Origin of the sequence: Parvibaculum sp., from assembly GCF_049672805.1 — a bacterium.
Lineage (GTDB): Bacteria > Pseudomonadota > Alphaproteobacteria > Parvibaculales > Parvibaculaceae > Parvibaculum.
In genome coordinates this window covers 1-16,493 of record NZ_JBATWS010000427.1, presented here as the reverse complement: position 1 = coordinate 16,493, position 16,493 = coordinate 1, and the positions used below count along the sequence as shown (strand labels likewise).

Sequence of the window (16,493 nt, the reverse complement as noted above, 5' to 3'; positions counted from 1 at the left end):
ACTCATCGCTGACCTGCTTGCAGACCACCGGATCGCCCACCATGACCGGCACGATATGGCTCTCGCACCAGAGCACGGGCAGGCCCGCATCCGCCATCATCTGACGCAGCGTCGCCGCGCGCTCCTGATGCCGCTCCCGCTCCGCAGAGCTTTCCTTCAGATGACGGACAGCCGCAAGCACCCCCGCCACCAGCACCGGCGCGAGCGAGGTCGAGAAGATGAAGCCCGGCGCATAGGAGCGCACAACATCGATCAGGTCGGCGGAGGCGGCAATGTAGCCCCCCATCACACCAAAGCCCTTCGCGAGCGTGCCCTCAATGATATCGACCTTGTCCAGAACGCCATCGCGCTCGGCAATGCCGCCACCACGCGGACCGTAAAGGCCGACAGCGTGAACTTCATCGAGGTAGGTAAGCGCACCATATTTGCGCGCGAGGTCACAGATCGCACCGATGGGCGCAATATCGCCATCCATCGAATAGACGGATTCGAAGGCAACGATCTTCGGCTGCGCCGGATCAAGCTCGCTCAGAATCTCTTCGAGATGAGCAAGATCATTGTGCCGCCAGATGCGCTTCGGCCCACCGCCACGGCGAATGCCTTCGATCATGGAGGCATGGTTCATCTCGTCCGAGATGATGACGCAATCACCGAGCACACGAACCAGCGTAGAGAGCGTCGCATCATTCGCGGCATAGCCGGATGTGAAAAGAAGAGCTGCCTCCTTGCCATGCAGATCGGCAAGTTCCCGCTCAAGCTCAACATGGTAGCGCGTGGTGCCCGAAATGTTGCGCGTGCCGCCGGAGCCTGCGCCGACATCATCAATCGCCTTGTGCATGGCATCGAGCACCGCCGGATGCTGGCCCATGCCGAGATAGTCGTTGGAGCACCAGACGATGATTTCTTTCGTGCCGGAAGGTGTGTGGAAGGTCGCTTTCGGAAACGAGCCGCGGCGCCGCGCAATATCGGCGAACACACGATAGCGTCCTTCGTCTTTCACCGCACGAAGGGCCTCGCTCAGCTTCCGCTCGTAATCCATAGCGTTCCTGTTCCCGCGCTTTGCCGATACCCGGCGCACTGCTTGTTTTGATGTGAATTTAGCACAGCTTAATCCGCATCCACAGCCTAACCAGCCGCGAATTGTCGCAGAATATGGCCAGAGAAAGAAACGCGGGGCGTCAGGCCGACCAGAGCCCCATGTCTTTCAGAACCGTTCGCAACAAGGCGGGATCATCGGTCATGATGCCGTCCACCCCCAGCGCCGCCAGCCGCCGCATTTCGGCTTCGTCGTCGATCGTCCAGACGTGAACCTGCAACCCCAGCTCATGCGCCTTGGCAAGCAGCCGTTCATCCACAAGCCGAATGCCATATTGGCGTATCGGTATCTGCGCACAGCCTTCCACGAAGTCACCGAGAAGCGAACCGGCCCTGCCCAGCCAGCTAGCAAAGCGCAACCGCGTTGTCGCCGCCGGTCCCATTCCCGTGCAGAGCCTTGGCCCCAGCGCCTCGCGGATGCCGATGGTGCGCTTGTCTGAAAAGGAGGTGACACAAACGCGGTCAAGCGCGTCCGTGTCCCGGAGCACCTTGATGAGCGGCTCGGCCGCATTGTCGCGCTTCGGATCAATATTGATCCGGATCTCCGGCCAGCTTGAGAGGAGATCCGCAAAGAGCGGAATGGGCTCCGTTCCGGCAATCCGCGCTGTCTTGACCTGCGCATAATCCATCTCGGCGATGCAGCCCGTGCTGTTCGTCACCCGGTCGAGATGGTCGTCATGGAAGGCGAGCAGCACGCCGTCGCGCGTCGCATGAACATCGGTTTCGATATAGCGATAGCCGAGATCAACCGCCCCCTGAAAGGCGGGCATGGTGTTCTCCGGCCACGCGCCTGCCCCGCCCCGATGAGCGAAAGCCAGAACACCGTCATGCTCAAGATAGGGAAACTTCGCCGGTCGCCTCATCCGCTCGCTGCCCGTGTTTCTGCTGTTAGTTGCTCAGCGCGCTCGTATTCACACCGCCATCGCGAGCATACACATCGTCGCGGAATTGCACGACACCGGACGCATCCACCCACGCTGTAAGATAGACGAGATAGATCGGGATCGGCGTTGTCAGATAGACATTGCGGAACTGGCCGGAAGCCACCGCCTTCTCCACCCGCGCCGCATCCCACTCGGCGCTGTCACTCTGCATGATCCATGTGACAAGCCCCTGCACATTCTGAACGCGCACGCAGCCGGAGCTGAAATTTCTCTCCTGTCTGCCAAAAAGCGTCTGTGTCGGCGTGTCGTGGAGGAAGATCGCGTCATTGTTCGGGAAGTTGATCTTCAGCGAACCGAGCGAATTCCACGGGCCGGGGTCCTGCCGGAGATAATAGGCCTCGTTGATGCGCGGGTTCGACCAGTCGATTTTCGCAGGATCAAGCTCGCGGATCGTTTCTCCCCAGCCCTGCATGACACGAATGCCCTGCCGCTTCAGATAATTCGGGTTTGCCCGGATTTTCGGCAGCATGTCATTGGTGGCGATGGATTTCGGCACATACCAATAGGGGTTGAATGTCACCGAATTGATCGCGCTGTTGATTTCCGGCGTCTGGCGGTCGCGCTTGCCGACAATGACGCGCTCATGGAACTCGACCACGCCATTATTCACGGCCTCGACTTCCTGACCGGCAATATTGACGAAGACGTAGCGCCCGGACAGTCGCGGCACCAGCTTCTCGATCCGGGCAAGGTTGAGTTCAAGCTGCCTGATCCGCGTCTGAACCGGCACATTCAACGCCGCAATCGTGCGCCGCCCGACAATGCCATCCGCATCAAGACCATTACGTTGCTGGAAGCGGCGCACCGCCTGCTCCAGTTCCGCGTCATAGAGATAGGGATCGCCCGGCGAGGCAATCATGTCGCCCGTCATCATCAGCCGCTCGCGTAGCTTCGCCACCCGATCATCGCGAACCCCAAGCTCCAGCCGCTCACCTGCGGGCACATGCTTCCACCCGCCCCAGCTCGCAATTTCGCGGTATTTCCGGATTGCCTGCTGAAGCGGCAGCAAGGCATTTTCACTGAGCGTGGGCGTGGCACCCGTGCGCGGCGTGACCTGTGTTTCGGCCGCCTGCAAGGCTGCATCGGCTTGCCAGGGGTCAACCCAATGGGTTTGTCCGGCGCCATAGGCAGCAGCGGCTTCTGCATAGGCGGCTTCACTGGCAAGGACGAGACTGCCCAGCGCCAGCAAAATCCCGCACACCATTCCCCAACGCCCTGAAACCCGGCTTGTCACTCTGTCGCCCCGCCCGAAAGCTCGCTGCCAACCCCATACGCAGAAGGCAGGCTTATCTGATGATCGCCATTTTGGGACATTTAACGTCCTGCCCGCCTTCCGCAGCGCAGTTTGCCACGAAACCGGCTGCATACGGTGCCAAAACATGCCGCCCCCTGACCCGAAACAGGTCAGACGCAGCGCCCTAGTGATGAAATTGCAACTTCCGTGCTGGCCACCCGCGCACCCGGCGAAAAGCAGAAGAGCCCGGATGCCATAAAGGCACCGGGCTCTCGCTTACCCCACCCCACCCGGAAAAATCAGAGGCGATAGCGGATCTGGTCCGTCCAGAACCGCTCAAGCTTGAACAGCGTCGCAGTCGTCAGGCGCAGCTCTTCGGCGGAAATATCACCCACCGTGCCAAGCATCGCGCAATGCTTGTTATAGACCTCGTTTATCGTCGCGCAGATCGCCCTGCCCTTGTCGGTCAGGCGGACGCGCACCGAACGGCGGTCTGAACGGGAACGCTGATGATGAATGTAGCCCGTCTCCACCAGCTTCTTCAGATTGTAGGAGACGTTCGAGCCGAGATAATGGCCCCGCGTACGCAGTTCGCCGGCTGTCATTTCGGAGTCGCCGATATTGAACAGTAGCAATGCCTGCACACTGTTGATCTCGGTACAGCGGATGCGGTCCAACTCATCCTTGATCACATCGAGCAGCCGCCTGTGGAGACGTTCCACATAGGTCAGCGCTTCGAGATATGCTTCCTTGCATCCCGGATCTTCCTGATCCTGAATGACGGACTCCCGCTTGACGTTTGTCATTCCCATAACAATAAGCCTCTGAACTCGCGACGCGGAACTTCCTGTTCCGTGGAACCGGCAGTTTAAGCACACTCATACTAACGAGGGCTTAAACACACCGATCTGGAGTCCAACGAGGCGGGAATGTGCGGGTCAGAGATCGCCGCGGATCAGCTTGATGATGCCCGAAAAGTCGAGACCATCCTCACCCGCCGCCTCCATCAGCGCGTAAAGCTGCGCTGCCTGCCCGCCAAGCGGAATGGGCGACTTCGCCGTCTTCGCAGCCTCAAGCGCGAGGCGGAGATCCTTCAGCATCATGCCTGCCGTGAAGCCCGGCTGATAGTTCCGGTTGGCAGGCGAGGTCGGCACGGGACCGGGCACCGGGCAGTAAGAAGTCATTGACCAACATTGGCCGGATGCCGTGGAAGAAATGTCGAACAGCGTCTGTGCATCAAGACCGAGCCGCTCACCCAGCACGAAGGCTTCCGACACACCGATCATCGAAATGCCGAGGATCATGTTGTTGCAGACCTTGGCCACCTGACCATTGCCTGCGGCACCTGCGTGAAAGATGTTTTTTCCCATCTTCTCAAGGACCGGCTTTGCCTTCTGAAACGCCGCCTCGGTGCCCCCCACCATGAAAGTGAGTGTGCCGGCTTCCGCACCGCCGACACCGCCCGAGACAGGCGCATCAACCATCATCATGCCCGCCGCTTCCGCCGCCGCGATGGTTTCGCGGGCAGACGGAATGTCGATAGTCGAACTGTCAATGAAGAGCGTGCCCTTGTTTGCAGAAGCGATAAGCCCGCCTTCGCCGAGATAGACAGAGCGCACATGCTCGCCCGCAGGCAGCATGGTCACGACGAACTCCACATCGCGCGCAGCATCGCTTGCGCTCGCGGCCTTTGTCGCGCCCGCCGCTGTCAGCCCTTCCACCGCTGCCACCGAGAGGTCGAACACTTTCAGCGAATGACCCGCCTTGAGCAGGTTCCGCGCCATCGGCCCGCCCATATTGCCGAGCCCGATAAATCCGATTGCCGCCATCTCCGTCCTCCCGTGGCTTTATCAGCCGAAACTCAATTCATTTTCGCCAAGTGGCGCGAAATACCGATCGACCTCCGCCGCATCAATATCGGCAAGCCGCGCCGGATTCCATTTCGGCGACTGGTCCTTGTCGATCACGACAGCGCGGACACCTTCGAAAAAATCATGTCCGGTCGCAAAGCGATTGGTGAGGCGGAATTCGAGCTTCATGCAGTCTTCGAAATCAAGCGCCGCTCCCTCGCGGATCTGCCGGAAGGCAACGAGTGTCGAGATCGGAGATTTGGCTTCAATCGTATCCGCCGTCTGCACCGCCCATTCGCTGCCATCCGCCCGCAGCGAGGCAAGAATCTCGGCAACCGATCCCTTGCTGAAATGCGCGGAAATATCCTTTTGAATGTCGCGCAGCGGCGCGGGGCCTTCCTCGACCGCCACTTCGCCAAGCGCGGTGCGAACCGGTGCCCCACCCGCAAGACGATCCTTCAGCTCACCGAGCTTTGCGGAAGGCACATAACAATCCGCAATGCCTGCAAAGATCGCATCCGCCGCCTTGAGCCGCGCACCGGTGAGGCCGAGATAAAGCCCTGTCTCGCCGGGACAGCGCGGCAGGAAATAGGTGCCGCCGACATCGGGGAAAAGGCCGATGCCCGTTTCAGGCATGGCGAAGGTCAGCCGCTCCGTCGCAACGCGATGCGAGCCATGCACCGAAAGACCAACGCCGCCGCCCATATTGATGCCGTCCATCAGCGCGATATAGGGCTTCGGGTAGCGCTTGATATAGGTGTTGAGGAGATATTCCTCGCGCCAGAAATCAATGGCGCTCCTGTCGCCCGCGCGGCCCCAGTCATGCAGCGCGCGAATGTCGCCGCCCGCGCAGAAAGCCCTGTCGCCCGCTCCTTCCACGATCACGCATTGGACTGCGTCGTCATCTGCCCATTCGCGCAGCTTCGGATGAATGAGCCGTACCATGTTGAGGGTCAGCGCATTCAATGCCTGCGGCCGGTTCAGCGTGATGATGCCCGCCACGCCGCGCTTTTCAAACAGGACTTCCGCTTCCTCACTCACCGAGCTTCCTCTCAATCCTTCAGCAATTCCCGCGCGATGATGACGCGCATGATCTCGTTCGTTCCTTCAAGGATCTGATGCACACGCGCATCGCGCAGATGCCGCTCCAGCGGGAAATCCTTGAGATAGCCATAGCCGCCGTGAATCTGCAGCGCCTCATTGATGACGTTGAATCCGACATCGGTTGCAAAGCGCTTCGCCATCGCAGCATGCATCGTCGCATCCGGCGCCTTCGCATCAACCTTTGTCGCAGCCTGATAGATCATCAGCTTTGCGGCTTCGAGCTCCGTTGCCATGTCAGCGAACTTGAACTGCAACGCCTGAAACTGGCCGAGCTTCTTGCCGAACTGCTCGCGCTCGCCGAGATAGGCTTTCGCACGCTTCAGTGCAGCCGTCGCCGTGCCAAGCGAACAGGCACCGATATTGAGACGCCCGCCATCAAGCCCCATCATCGCAATGCGGAAGCCTTCGCCCTCGGCGCCCAGGCGGTTCGCCACCGGCACGCGGCAATCCTCAAAAATCACCTGCGCGGTCGGCTGGCTGTTCCAGCCCATCTTGCGCTCCGGCGCACCGAAGGAAAGACCGGGCGTGCCCTTTTCGATGACAAGACAGGAAACACCCTTCGCCCCCGCTTCGCCCGTGCGCACCATGCAGACATAAAGGTCAGATGTGCCCGCACCGGAGATGAAGGCCTTGGAGCCGTTCAGCACATAATGGTCGCCATCGCGCACCGCGCGGGTTTTCAGCGACGCGGCATCCGATCCGCTTGACGGCTCCGTCAGGCAATAGCTCGCAATAAGCTCCATCGGCGTGAGCTTCGGCAGCCATTTCTGCCTCTGCTCCTCCGTGCCGAACTGATCAATCATCCACGACGCCATATTGTGGATGGAGAGAAAGGCCGCCGTAGAGGTGCAGCCCTCGGAAAGCGCCTCAAAGATCAACGCCGCATCAAGCCGCGTCAGCGCGGAGCCGCCCACATCTTCGCGCACATAAATACCCGCAAAGCCGAGTTCGGCTGCCATGCGCAGCTTGTCCACGGGGAAATGGCCGTCCCTGTCCCAATCCGCGGCATAGGGAGCCAGTTGCTCCGCCGCAAAATTGCGCGCCACATCCTGAAAAGCCTGCTGCTCTTCGCCAAGCACGAACCGCATGGAAATCATCCTCCCGGATAGGGCCTCGGCCACCTCTGCGGCGGTGATACTGGCCACCTTTTGGCCTGTCAACGAAGCGCAAAGCTGACGCTGGGGCAAGGCGCCAAGCAAGCCGGATTGCACCCGCCCGCCCCAGGGGCTATGAGTTGCGCATGACAGACAGGAACACATCGCCCGCCTTTCCCGCAACCCGCATGCGCCGCAACCGCAAGGTTGACTGGTCGCGCCGCCTTGTGGCGGAAAATGCGCTCTCGGTGAACGATCTTCTCTGGCCGATCTTTCTTGTGGATGGCGAGAAGAAGCGCGAACCTATTCCGACCATGCCGGGCGTCAACCGGCTGAGCGTCGATGAAGCTGTGCGCGCGGCGGAAGAAGCCGCCGAACTCGGCATTCCTGTCATCGCCCTCTTTCCCTATACCGCCACCGACCAGCGCGACCCGGAAGGCTCTCTCGCGCATGACCCGGACAATCTCGTCTGCCGCGCGACACGCGCGATCAAGCAGGCGGTGCCGAATATCGGCGTGCTCTGCGATGTGGCTCTCGACCCCTATACAAGCCACGGCCATGACGGGCTTCTCAAGGACGAAACCATCCTGAACGACGAAACCGTCGAGGCGCTGGTGAAGCAGGCGCTGGTGCAGGTGGAAGCAGGCTGCGACATCATCGCCCCGTCCGACATGATGGACGGCCGCATCGGCGCGATCCGCACCGCCCTTGAAGCCGCTGGGCATACGAACACGCAGATCATGTCCTATGCCGCCAAATATGCCTCGGCCTTCTATGGTCCGTTCCGCGATGCCATAGGCTCATCCGGCGCGTTGAAGGGTGACAAGCGCACCTATCAGATGGACCCGGCCAATGGCGACGAGGCGCTGCGAGAAGTCGCCCTCGATATTTCCGAAGGCGCGGACATGGTGATGGTGAAGCCGGGCCTGCCCTATCTTGACATTGTGCGCCGCGTGAAAGACGCGTTCGGCATGCCCACCTTCGCCTATCAGGTGTCTGGCGAATATTCCATGATCGCAGGCGCGATCGAGCGCGGCTGGTTTGACCGGGATCGCGTCATTCTTGAAAGCCTGATGGCCTTCAAGCGGGCGGGCGCAGATGGTGTCCTCACCTATTTCGCGCCTGAGGCAGCACGGCTCCTTCGCCGCCAGGCCTAAAGCCCCGCAAGGCGGAGCGATGCCTCGCCGTGGAGAGCGGCAAGCCCGCCTGCTTTCTCCACCAGTTCCTCGACATGACGGACAAGCTGCTTGCGCCGTGTCGCGCTCTTGCGGTCTGCAAGGCGGCTGAACATCAGTTCATAACGTCCCGGAAAATCGGCCGCGAAAGCAAGATAGGCCTGCGCCACATCTTTTGCGCTGCCTGCTGCATCGAGATCGGCCAGCAGCATGTCGAATCCTTCAATGGCGACGGCACCGAGCAGCTCATCAAGATTGGCGAAATGGCGATAGGGTGCCGCTTCCGACACACCGGCTCGCCGCGCCGCCTCGCGCATGGTGAGCGCCTCCCGCCCGCGAATATCGATCAGCGTGACGGCGGCATCCATCAGCCCCTTTTTCAGGTCACCATGATGGTAGCTCGTCTTCTGTCCCCTCAACCGTGCCCGCATGGCCAAACCGTTCTCTTTTTGTCTCGATAATTTTCATGTTATCAACGTTAACATTATTATCAAGATTAATTTCAGAACGATCCGTGAACGGACAAAAACACTCTTGAGGTTATGAGAATTTTCCCGTGGCGTTGTTCGAGCCACGCCGCTCTCAGATCGCAAACGCTTCGGGCATTCCGTCAATCTGCACGATTGTATCGGTAACGAAACCATTGAATCCGGTCTGCATCCCGATCGAGTAGGCACCCATCAGGCCGAATTCGATCCAGTCTCCATTGCCGATCCCTTCCGGCAAATGGAAAGGCAGCTTCAGCACATCAAGGCTGTCACAGGTCGGTCCGAAAATACGGAACGGCCTGATGTCCCCGGCAACCGGCCCCGCTTTCGAGATCGCCCGCACCGGCGGATCGAGATCGCCATCGCGGATTTCGGAAAGACAGCCATAGATGCCATCATTGATGTAGAGGTCGTCCCCCTTGCGCAGATGCACCTGCGTCAGCACCGAACAGGCTTCGGCGACAAGCGCCCTGCCCGGCTCCGCGAGCAGCGGAATATCAAACCCGAATGCATCCCGCGCGCCTGCAATCGTATCGAAATAAGCCTGAAGCGGCGGTACATTCATGCGATAGGCCGCAGGAAAACCGCCGCCCACATCAAGATAGTCGAGCGGCACACCAGCCTGATCGCGCACCTTTGCCGCAAGTTCGATGGCAACATGAAAGGCCGCCGGATCAAGGCACTGGCTTCCCACATGGAAGGCAATCGCCGTGCGGCAGCCTCGCGCATTCGCTTCTTTCAGCAGCGCAGCCGCCTCGTCCGGCACGGCACCGAACTTTGCCGAAAGATCATAGACCGCCCGCCCCTTCGGCGTGGCGATGCGCACCTCGACGGTAATGTCCGTGCCCGCAATCTCGGTCAGCTTGTTAAGCTCATCCATGTGATCAATGACATAATCCTTGATCCCATAGACATCCGCCGCTGCCTCAAGCGCACCACGACCCTTTACCGGGTGATTGAAATAGCAGCGTGCGCCCGGCAGCAATTCGCTCACATTCGCAATTTCGGAAATCGACGCCGTGTCGAAATGCGAGATACCACCTTCGGAAAGCGCCTTGAGAACATAGGGATGCGGATTGCATTTCACCGCGTAGAGCACCTCGCCGGGAAAGCCTTCCACGAAAGCCTTTGCCCGCGCGCGCAACAGGTCAGGAAAAATGCAGAAGACCGGATAAGACGGATCAAGCCGCGCGATCACATCCTCGATGGAGGAGAAACGCAACTGCCGTGCAGGCGCGCTCATGCCTTGTTCAGCCGCGCGATAAGGCTGGAAGTGTCCCAGCGATTGCCGCCCATTGCCTGCACTTCGGAATAGAACTGATCCACCAGCGCTGTCACCGGCAGGTGCGCGCCATTGCGCCGCGCCTCTTCAAGACAGATCGCAAGATCCTTGCGCATCCAGTCCACAGCGAAGCCGAAATCAAAGCGCTCCTCGATCATCGTCTTGTAGCGATTTTCCATCTGCCAGCTTTGCGCCGCACCTTTCGAGATTGTTTCGATCACAGCTTCGGCATCGAGGCCCGCCTTCCTGGCAAAATGCAGCCCCTCGGCAAGGCCTTCCACAAGCCCGGCAATGCAGATCTGGTTCACCATCTTGGTGAGCTGCCCCGCGCCCGAAGGGCCGAGCAGTTTCACCATGCGCGCAAAGGAAGAGATCACCGGGGATGCCTTCTCGAAGGCCGCTGCATCACCGCCCGCCATGACGGTCAGCACGCCATTCTCCGCGCCTGCCTGCCCGCCCGATACCGGCGCATCGATGAAGGAAATGCCCCGTGCCTGCGCCGCTGCATAAAGCTCGCGCGCCACAATCGCAGAAGCCGTGGTGTGATCGACAAAAATTGCGCCTTCGCTCATGCCGTGAAAGGCACCGCCCTCGCCCACCGTCACCTGACGCAGATCATCATCATTGCCGACACAGGCAAAAACGATTTCCGCGCCGCGCGCAGCCGCCTCAGGCGTTGCGGCGGAAGCGCCGCCATGGGCCTTCACCCAGGCCTCTGCCTTCGCACCCGTGCGGTTATAGACGGTGACATCATGACCCGCGCGCGCGAGATGGCCCGCCATTGGGAAGCCCATCACGCCGAGACCGATGAAAGCGACCTTGCTCATGCCCGTTCCTCTCATTCCTGCTGCCTCTATCTAGCAGGCGAAAGGCGCGAAGCGCAAAACCACTAGCGGATTTCGCCCTCGGCAGCGATGCGGCCCGTCTTGCAGAGCATTGAGGATTGGCCTGTGCATGGACCGTAATAAAGGCGAACAATGTTCCCCTCCATGGTCATGTCGTAGCAATCCGTCGTCGCATACTGGATTTCCTTCGAGCTATGACACCAGCGATTGCCCTCGATCCACCAGCGCCCCGTGCCGGAGCGGCTGCGCGTGGAGGACGAATTGCGGTGATAGGTCTGATGGAAATACTGGATCAGCTCCACCCGTGTGGTCCCGTCCGGTGAAAGCTCAATGACGGTATTGATGAGCCTGTTACCACCCTGAAGGTCGAGACGCCCCATCTCCAGATGGAATGTCTTGCCTACCATCTGCGCGCGGATCTGCCCGGCATTCAGCGAATCGCCCTTCTTGTTGAGGATCGTCTCCGCTGCATCGCCACCGGCACCGCCGGCGCCTCCGCCATCAATGCCGCCGCCCGTTGGCGTTGAAGGCTGCACGGCCTCGACCACCTCCGGCTCTTTTTCTTCGGGTGGCAGCGGTGCTTCCACCTTGCGCGGCGGGGCTTCGGGCTTGGGCGGCGGCGGCTTCACCGGCTCCGGCACAACTTCTGGCTCGACCACCGGCTCTTCAACAGGTGCCGGCGGTGCCGCATAGCGGTCATTCGCAGAACCCGCAGCAAGCTGGAAGGTGACAGAGTCACCACCGCCCGGCCCCGGCCCGCCAAAGATGCCGCCAATATTGAGCAACCCCATGAGATAGAAAAGCGCGTGCACCAGAAGCGACGCGACCAGAAAGGTGGAAAGCCGCGACTGCTTCGGCGCCTTCTCAGCAGCGCTGTCGATCACCGTCATCGCCCACGCTCCGTCACAATCGTCACCTGCTTCACGCCTGCTTCCCGCAATGTCTCCATGAGCAGGAGAACCGCTTCGGCAGGCGCAGCTTCATCCGCGCGGATCGACACGCGATCCGCCGCACTTCCGGCAAGTTCCGGCTTGAGCAATACGCCCGCAAGTTTCGGGTCCATCACCCGATCGCCAAACCAGACGAAACCATCCGCTTCCACCGTCAGCATCACCGGGCCTTCGCGGTCCTTCTGCTTGTCGTCAAGCGTGCCGGTTGGCAGCTTCACGCTCGCATTCGGATTTTCCGACGAAGGCTCCATTGTGCCGACGAGCAGAAAGAAGATGAGGAGAAGAAACACCACATTGATGAGCGGTATCATCGTCTCGAATGTCTTGCGGGGGGCCTCTTCTTCGAAGTCGATCATGGTTTGATCTTCTCCACTCTAGCCGTGCCCACACCATTGGCTCCGGAAATACGTGCTGCTTCCACCGCTGCGACCAGCGCCTGCGTCTTCGAGCCCTGCTCCGCAAGAATGGTGACGGCCATATCGCCCCGCCCGCCAATTTCCGTTTTCACGGCTTCTGCAAGCGCATCCGCTTCCACAGGTTCGCCATTCACTCGCAGCGTGCCGTCGCCCATCAACCAGATCTCCACCACGCGCGCATCCTGCGGAAGTTCATCCGCGCTGGGTGCAGGCGTGACCACGGACAGCGACTGCGTTGTCATGAACGAAGTCGTGAGCATGAAGAAGATCAGCAGCAGAAACACCACGTCGATCAACGGCGTGAGGCTGACCATGCCTCGCTTGCGCTTGGGCACATCATCAAGCATGAGCTGCTCCCATCCGCGCGATTTACTGGGCGGCCTGTTTGTGACCGCTTCCGGTTCTCGCATGCAGCGCCGCAATGACACGCGCCGAGGCATCACGCATCGACAGACGCACCTGATCGACCTTGTTTTCGAGCAGGTTCAGCGCCGTGATGGCAGGCAGTGCCACCATGAGGCCCACAGCGGTTGTCAGCAGCGCCACCCAGATGCCGCCTGAGAGCAGCGACGGGTCGATCTGCGACTTCGCATCTTCAAGCGTCTGGAAGGCTTCAATCATGCCGATAACGGTACCGAGAAGGCCGATCAGCGGCGCGATATTGCCGATAACCTCAAGCCAGCGCAGATAGGTCTGAAGCGCACCAAGCTCAAGCGCGCCGACACGGGCGATTTCCGCTGCCACGTCTTCGTCGCGTAGATCACCGCGCATCTTGGCGCGCACGCCCGCCGCCATGGCGCGGGCCAGCGGTGTCTTGTGTTTTTTCAGGAGGTCGAGCGCGCCAGCCGTATCGCCAGCCTCGATTTTCGAGACAGCCGGATCAACAAAGCTGCGCTTGGAAAGACCGGCCGCCCAGAACTGGACAACCTTTAGAAGGATGACCGCGAGCGAAATCACCGACAGAATCAGCAGGATCACGACAATCCAGCCACCCTTGTCGATCAGCGGGCCAAGCGCATACCAGGCCTCGCCACCGCCCGATGCGGCCAGAATATCCGCAGCCGAGGTGAGCGTGTCCCCCGCCTGAGCAGCCGTCTCCGCCGCTGCATCCACGGCTGTCTCAGCCGCGCCTACTGCACCCTCTTGCGCCAAAACGTCTTGATTTTGTTCAGGCATTGCCCGATTCTCCTCCCACAAACTCCCCCGACACCCGGCCGCTCCCGACAGCCGCTCCACCGTCTCCGTTTTCGGATGACCGGTGGAAACAGTTTTAGTAAAGTATCTTTACGAAATCATTGGCGCTCGCTCAGGTCAAGCGGTGCGACACAGATAACGATGTAATTTTTTGTGGATGCGGCTGATTATGTACGCGTGAGGCGTGCCGTTACCTTCACTCTGCATGTTCCACTGTCGGTCTTTCCCATGCAGATGCGGTAGATGGGGGTATGATGAAAAACAAGCACAAAGCAGACATCGGACCTCAGCCTGTCCAGCGCGATCTGCTCTCTCCTGAAAACTTCATCAGGTCGATCACCGAACTCGGCACGATGCTCGCGACGATTTATGATCGCCGCTCAGGCCTGTCGCGCAATCAGACACGTATCGTCGTCGAGTTGCTGGAAAGAGACGGTCAGACACAAACCGAACTCGCAAACGCGCTCGCGGTTCACAAGGTTTCCATCGGCATCTATGTGGGCGAGCTGGAAGCAATGGGGCTTGTCGAACGCCGGACGCATCCGACTGACCGGCGCGCGAAATGCATCTGGACGACGCCGCTCTTGCAGGCGAACAAACACATCGGCCTCGATCACTACACCGCAATCCACCACGCGGCCATCGCCGATATAGACGAATCTGATTACCTCGCCATGCTGAAATGCATGGAAAAGATGCAGGAAAATCTGCGCCGCCTGAACGAGCAGGAAACCGGCGGCAAATAATCAGCCGACAGGCGGCAGCATCTGATAGCCACCCCGGTGATAAAGCAGCGGACGCCCTTCATCCGCCGCATCGAACTTCAGCACACGACCGACCATGATGACGTGATCGCCCGCATCATGCCGCGCATCAATCTCGCATTCGAAATGCGCCAGCGCTTCCTTGAGCGACGGGCACCCGCTTTCCGCTTCGATCAGTTCCACATCAGCAAGGCTGTGATCGCCCTTGCGCGCAAGACGGGACGACACATGCTGATGCTCTTCGCGCAGCACATTGACGGTGAAATGCGTCGCTTCCTCGAAAATCGGCAACGTGTCCGACTTCTTGTCGAGGCACCACAGAACAAGCGGCGGATCGAGCGAGACGGACGAAAAGGAATTAATGGTGACGCCAATAGGTGGCCTCCCGCCCGAGCAGGTGGTGACGACCGCAACGCCGGTCGTGAACCAGCCAAGCGCGTCACGGAACTTGCGCGTCTCTTCCGCACTCGGCTTTGTTGCCTGGCTCTGAACAGAACTCATCTAACCATCGCTCCCTTGTTTCCGGCCCCCATAGCAGCCTGAAACGTCAACCCGTCGTTAATCTCCTGCTCCGGTTTAGGTCAGGCACCGGCCCCAAAGCAACACTCACCCGCGCAAAGCCACAGCAATTCGCGCAAAACGGCAGAAGTTTACCAATCCCCGGCTTGGTTAAACCCGCTGTTAAGGGGCCACATCTAAAAATGCGCCTTCAGGCAGGGTGGGCCCGCAGCAGAAGCTGACGGGCGGAGCAAGAGAAAGCGCTGGGGTAATGCGGCTTATCGTCGGCATGATTGTGGTGGTGTTGAGCGTCTTTGGCGGCTATGCCGCAATGGGCGGTCATCTTGCGGTTCTCTGGCAGCCCTTCGAAGCCGTCATCATTCTGGGCGCCGCGCTGGGTGCCTTTTTCATCGCCAATCCGCCGACCGTCCTCAAGGCAGCGGGTGGTATCTTGGGAACGCTCTTCCGCGGCCCGAAATACGACAAGACCGCCTATCTCGAACTGCTCGGCCTGCAATACACGCTCTACAAGCTGGCCAAGAGCAAGGGCAATCTGGCGCTTGAAGCGCATGTGGAAAATCCCGGCGAGAGCGCCATCTTTGCGCAATTCCCGAAATTCTCGGCTGACAAGCATGCGGTCGAGTTCATGTGCGACTACCTGCGCATGATCACGCTCGGCACGGAAAACGCCCATGAGCTTGAAGCACTCATGGATGAAGAACTCGAAACCCATCATCAGGAGCGCGAGCGCATTGTGAATGCGGTACAGGCTCTGGCCGATGGTACGCCTGCTCTCGGCATCGTTGCCGCCGTGCTCGGCGTCATCAAGACGATGGGCTCGATCGACCAGCCGCCGGAAGTGCTTGGCGGGCTGATTGGCGGCGCGCTTGTCGGCACATTCCTCGGCGTCTTTGTTGCCTATGGTTTCTTCGCGCCGATGGCGCAGTCGCTGCGCAACATCTTTGAGGCGGAGTCGAAATATTACCTGTCGATGAAGGCAGGCCTCCTCGCCCATATGGCAGGCTACGCGCCCGCTGTCTCCATCGAGTTCGCACGCAAGGCGCTCATGTCCGATGTGCGCCCGACCTTCATCGAAGTCGAACAATCAACCGCCACGCTGCAGGCGGCGGGCTGACGGCAGGACATATTTAAATGGCCTCCAACGAACAGCCGATCGTCATCAAGAGGGTCAAGAAGGTCATCCACGCCCATCACGGCGGTGCGTGGAAAATCGCCTATGCCGACTTCGTGACCGCGATGATGGCGTTCTTCCTGCTCATGTGGCTCATCAGCATGACGACGCCGGAGCAGAAGCAGGGTCTGGCCGACTACTTCGCCCCCGCCAATGTCAGCCGTTCAACCAGCGGCGCAGGCGGCATCATGGGCGGTACTGCCTTCGATCAGGAAGGCTCGCGCATGCCCGGCACCAAGCCGCAGGTCGTTATGACGATCTCGACACCCGCCCAGCCCAAGAGCCCCGAACTCGAAAAGGAAGAAGCCGCGAAGGCCGCCCAGATCGACAAGCTGCTCAAGGAAAAAACCGCGCGGGATGAACGCAAT

General features: G+C 60.1%; 19 protein-coding genes. 4 read left to right on the top strand and 15 right to left on the bottom strand.

Annotation, left to right across the window (positions count from 1 at the left end):
• The 7 genes from hemA to WBF74_RS13285 all read right to left on the bottom strand — a co-directional run.
• Positions 1 to 1,039 (bottom strand): 5-aminolevulinate synthase (hemA, locus tag WBF74_RS13315; RefSeq protein ID WP_424440713.1); only part of this gene is annotated, 1,039 nt, incomplete at its 3' end.
• Between the two features lie 139 nt (positions 1,040 to 1,178).
• Positions 1,179 to 1,958, bottom strand: a complete 780-nt coding sequence (locus WBF74_RS13310) for a glycerophosphodiester phosphodiesterase (protein WP_424440711.1) — start codon at positions 1,956 to 1,958, stop codon at positions 1,179 to 1,181.
• A gap of 25 nt (positions 1,959 to 1,983) precedes the next feature.
• The gene (locus tag WBF74_RS13305; protein ID WP_424440709.1) at positions 1,984 to 3,243 is read right to left on the bottom strand and encodes a L,D-transpeptidase family protein; all 1,260 of its coding nucleotides are present in this window, start codon (positions 3,241 to 3,243) and stop codon (positions 1,984 to 1,986) included.
• A 329-nt stretch (positions 3,244 to 3,572) separates the two neighbouring features.
• Positions 3,573 to 4,079: a winged helix DNA-binding protein gene (locus WBF74_RS13300; protein ID WP_424440707.1), complete on the bottom strand. Its 507-nt coding sequence runs from the start codon at positions 4,077 to 4,079 to the stop codon at positions 3,573 to 3,575.
• A gap of 132 nt (positions 4,080 to 4,211) precedes the next feature.
• Positions 4,212 to 5,102, bottom strand: a complete 891-nt coding sequence (mmsB, locus tag WBF74_RS13295) for a 3-hydroxyisobutyrate dehydrogenase (protein ID WP_424440705.1) — start codon at positions 5,100 to 5,102, stop codon at positions 4,212 to 4,214.
• A 21-nt stretch (positions 5,103 to 5,123) separates the two neighbouring features.
• Positions 5,124 to 6,164, bottom strand: coding sequence for an enoyl-CoA hydratase/isomerase family protein (locus tag WBF74_RS13290; RefSeq protein WP_424440703.1), 1,041 nt, complete (start codon positions 6,162 to 6,164; stop codon positions 5,124 to 5,126).
• 11 nt (positions 6,165 to 6,175) lie between these two features.
• Complete coding sequence (locus tag WBF74_RS13285) at positions 6,176 to 7,315, bottom strand: isobutyryl-CoA dehydrogenase (protein ID WP_424440701.1); 1,140 nt, start codon at positions 7,313 to 7,315, stop codon at positions 6,176 to 6,178.
• A 152-nt stretch (positions 7,316 to 7,467) separates the two neighbouring features.
• Here WBF74_RS13285 and hemB point away from each other — a divergent pair, with 152 nt between their 5' ends.
• A complete protein-coding gene (gene hemB / locus WBF74_RS13280) occupies positions 7,468 to 8,478 on the top strand; it encodes a porphobilinogen synthase (protein WP_424440699.1) in 1,011 nt (336 codons plus the stop codon).
• On the opposite strand, the gene WBF74_RS13275 is transcribed toward hemB, so the two are convergent.
• The 7 genes from WBF74_RS13275 to WBF74_RS13245 all read right to left on the bottom strand — a co-directional run bounded on the left by WBF74_RS13275 (position 8,475) and on the right by WBF74_RS13245 (position 13,653).
• Positions 8,475 to 8,927: a TetR/AcrR family transcriptional regulator gene (locus WBF74_RS13275; RefSeq protein ID WP_424440697.1), complete on the bottom strand. Its 453-nt coding sequence runs from the start codon at positions 8,925 to 8,927 to the stop codon at positions 8,475 to 8,477. The genes hemB and WBF74_RS13275 overlap by 4 nt on opposite strands.
• A 151-nt stretch (positions 8,928 to 9,078) precedes the next feature.
• On the bottom strand, positions 9,079 to 10,227 hold the full coding sequence (locus WBF74_RS13270) for a type III PLP-dependent enzyme (RefSeq protein WP_424440695.1): 1,149 nt from the start codon (positions 10,225 to 10,227) through the stop codon (positions 9,079 to 9,081).
• Positions 10,224 to 11,093: an NAD(P)-dependent oxidoreductase gene (locus WBF74_RS13265; RefSeq protein WP_424440693.1), complete on the bottom strand. Its 870-nt coding sequence runs from the start codon at positions 11,091 to 11,093 to the stop codon at positions 10,224 to 10,226. Before WBF74_RS13265 ends, WBF74_RS13270 begins: the two co-directional genes overlap by 4 nt.
• Positions 11,094 to 11,155: 62 nt before the next feature.
• Entirely contained in the window at positions 11,156 to 12,001 is an 846-nt protein-coding gene (locus WBF74_RS13260; protein WP_424440691.1) for a hypothetical protein, read from the bottom strand.
• The gene (locus tag WBF74_RS13255; protein WP_424440689.1) at positions 11,998 to 12,417 is read right to left on the bottom strand and encodes an ExbD/TolR family protein; all 420 of its coding nucleotides are present in this window, start codon (positions 12,415 to 12,417) and stop codon (positions 11,998 to 12,000) included. Before WBF74_RS13255 ends, WBF74_RS13260 begins: the two co-directional genes overlap by 4 nt.
• Entirely contained in the window at positions 12,414 to 12,824 is a 411-nt protein-coding gene (locus tag WBF74_RS13250) for an ExbD/TolR family protein (protein ID WP_424440687.1), read from the bottom strand. The genes WBF74_RS13255 and WBF74_RS13250 overlap by 4 nt, the downstream gene beginning before the upstream one ends.
• Positions 12,825 to 12,846: 22 nt before the next feature.
• The gene (locus tag WBF74_RS13245; protein ID WP_424440685.1) at positions 12,847 to 13,653 is read right to left on the bottom strand and encodes a MotA/TolQ/ExbB proton channel family protein; all 807 of its coding nucleotides are present in this window, start codon (positions 13,651 to 13,653) and stop codon (positions 12,847 to 12,849) included.
• 272 nt (positions 13,654 to 13,925) lie between these two features.
• Here WBF74_RS13245 and WBF74_RS13240 point away from each other — a divergent pair, with 272 nt between their 5' ends.
• Complete coding sequence (locus WBF74_RS13240) at positions 13,926 to 14,417, top strand: MarR family winged helix-turn-helix transcriptional regulator (RefSeq protein WP_424440683.1); 492 nt, start codon at positions 13,926 to 13,928, stop codon at positions 14,415 to 14,417.
• Here the strand turns inward: WBF74_RS13240 and WBF74_RS13235 are convergent, their stop codons facing one another.
• Positions 14,418 to 14,936: a flavin reductase family protein gene (locus WBF74_RS13235; protein ID WP_424440681.1), complete on the bottom strand. Its 519-nt coding sequence runs from the start codon at positions 14,934 to 14,936 to the stop codon at positions 14,418 to 14,420.
• Between the two features lie 268 nt (positions 14,937 to 15,204).
• Between WBF74_RS13235 and motA the strand changes: the two genes are divergently transcribed.
• Positions 15,205 to 16,068, top strand: a complete 864-nt coding sequence (motA, locus tag WBF74_RS13230) for a flagellar motor stator protein MotA (RefSeq protein WP_424440679.1) — start codon at positions 15,205 to 15,207, stop codon at positions 16,066 to 16,068.
• A gap of 17 nt (positions 16,069 to 16,085) precedes the next feature.
• A partial coding sequence (locus WBF74_RS13225) for a flagellar motor protein MotB (RefSeq protein ID WP_424440677.1) occupies positions 16,086 to 16,493 on the top strand: 408 nt, incomplete at its 3' end.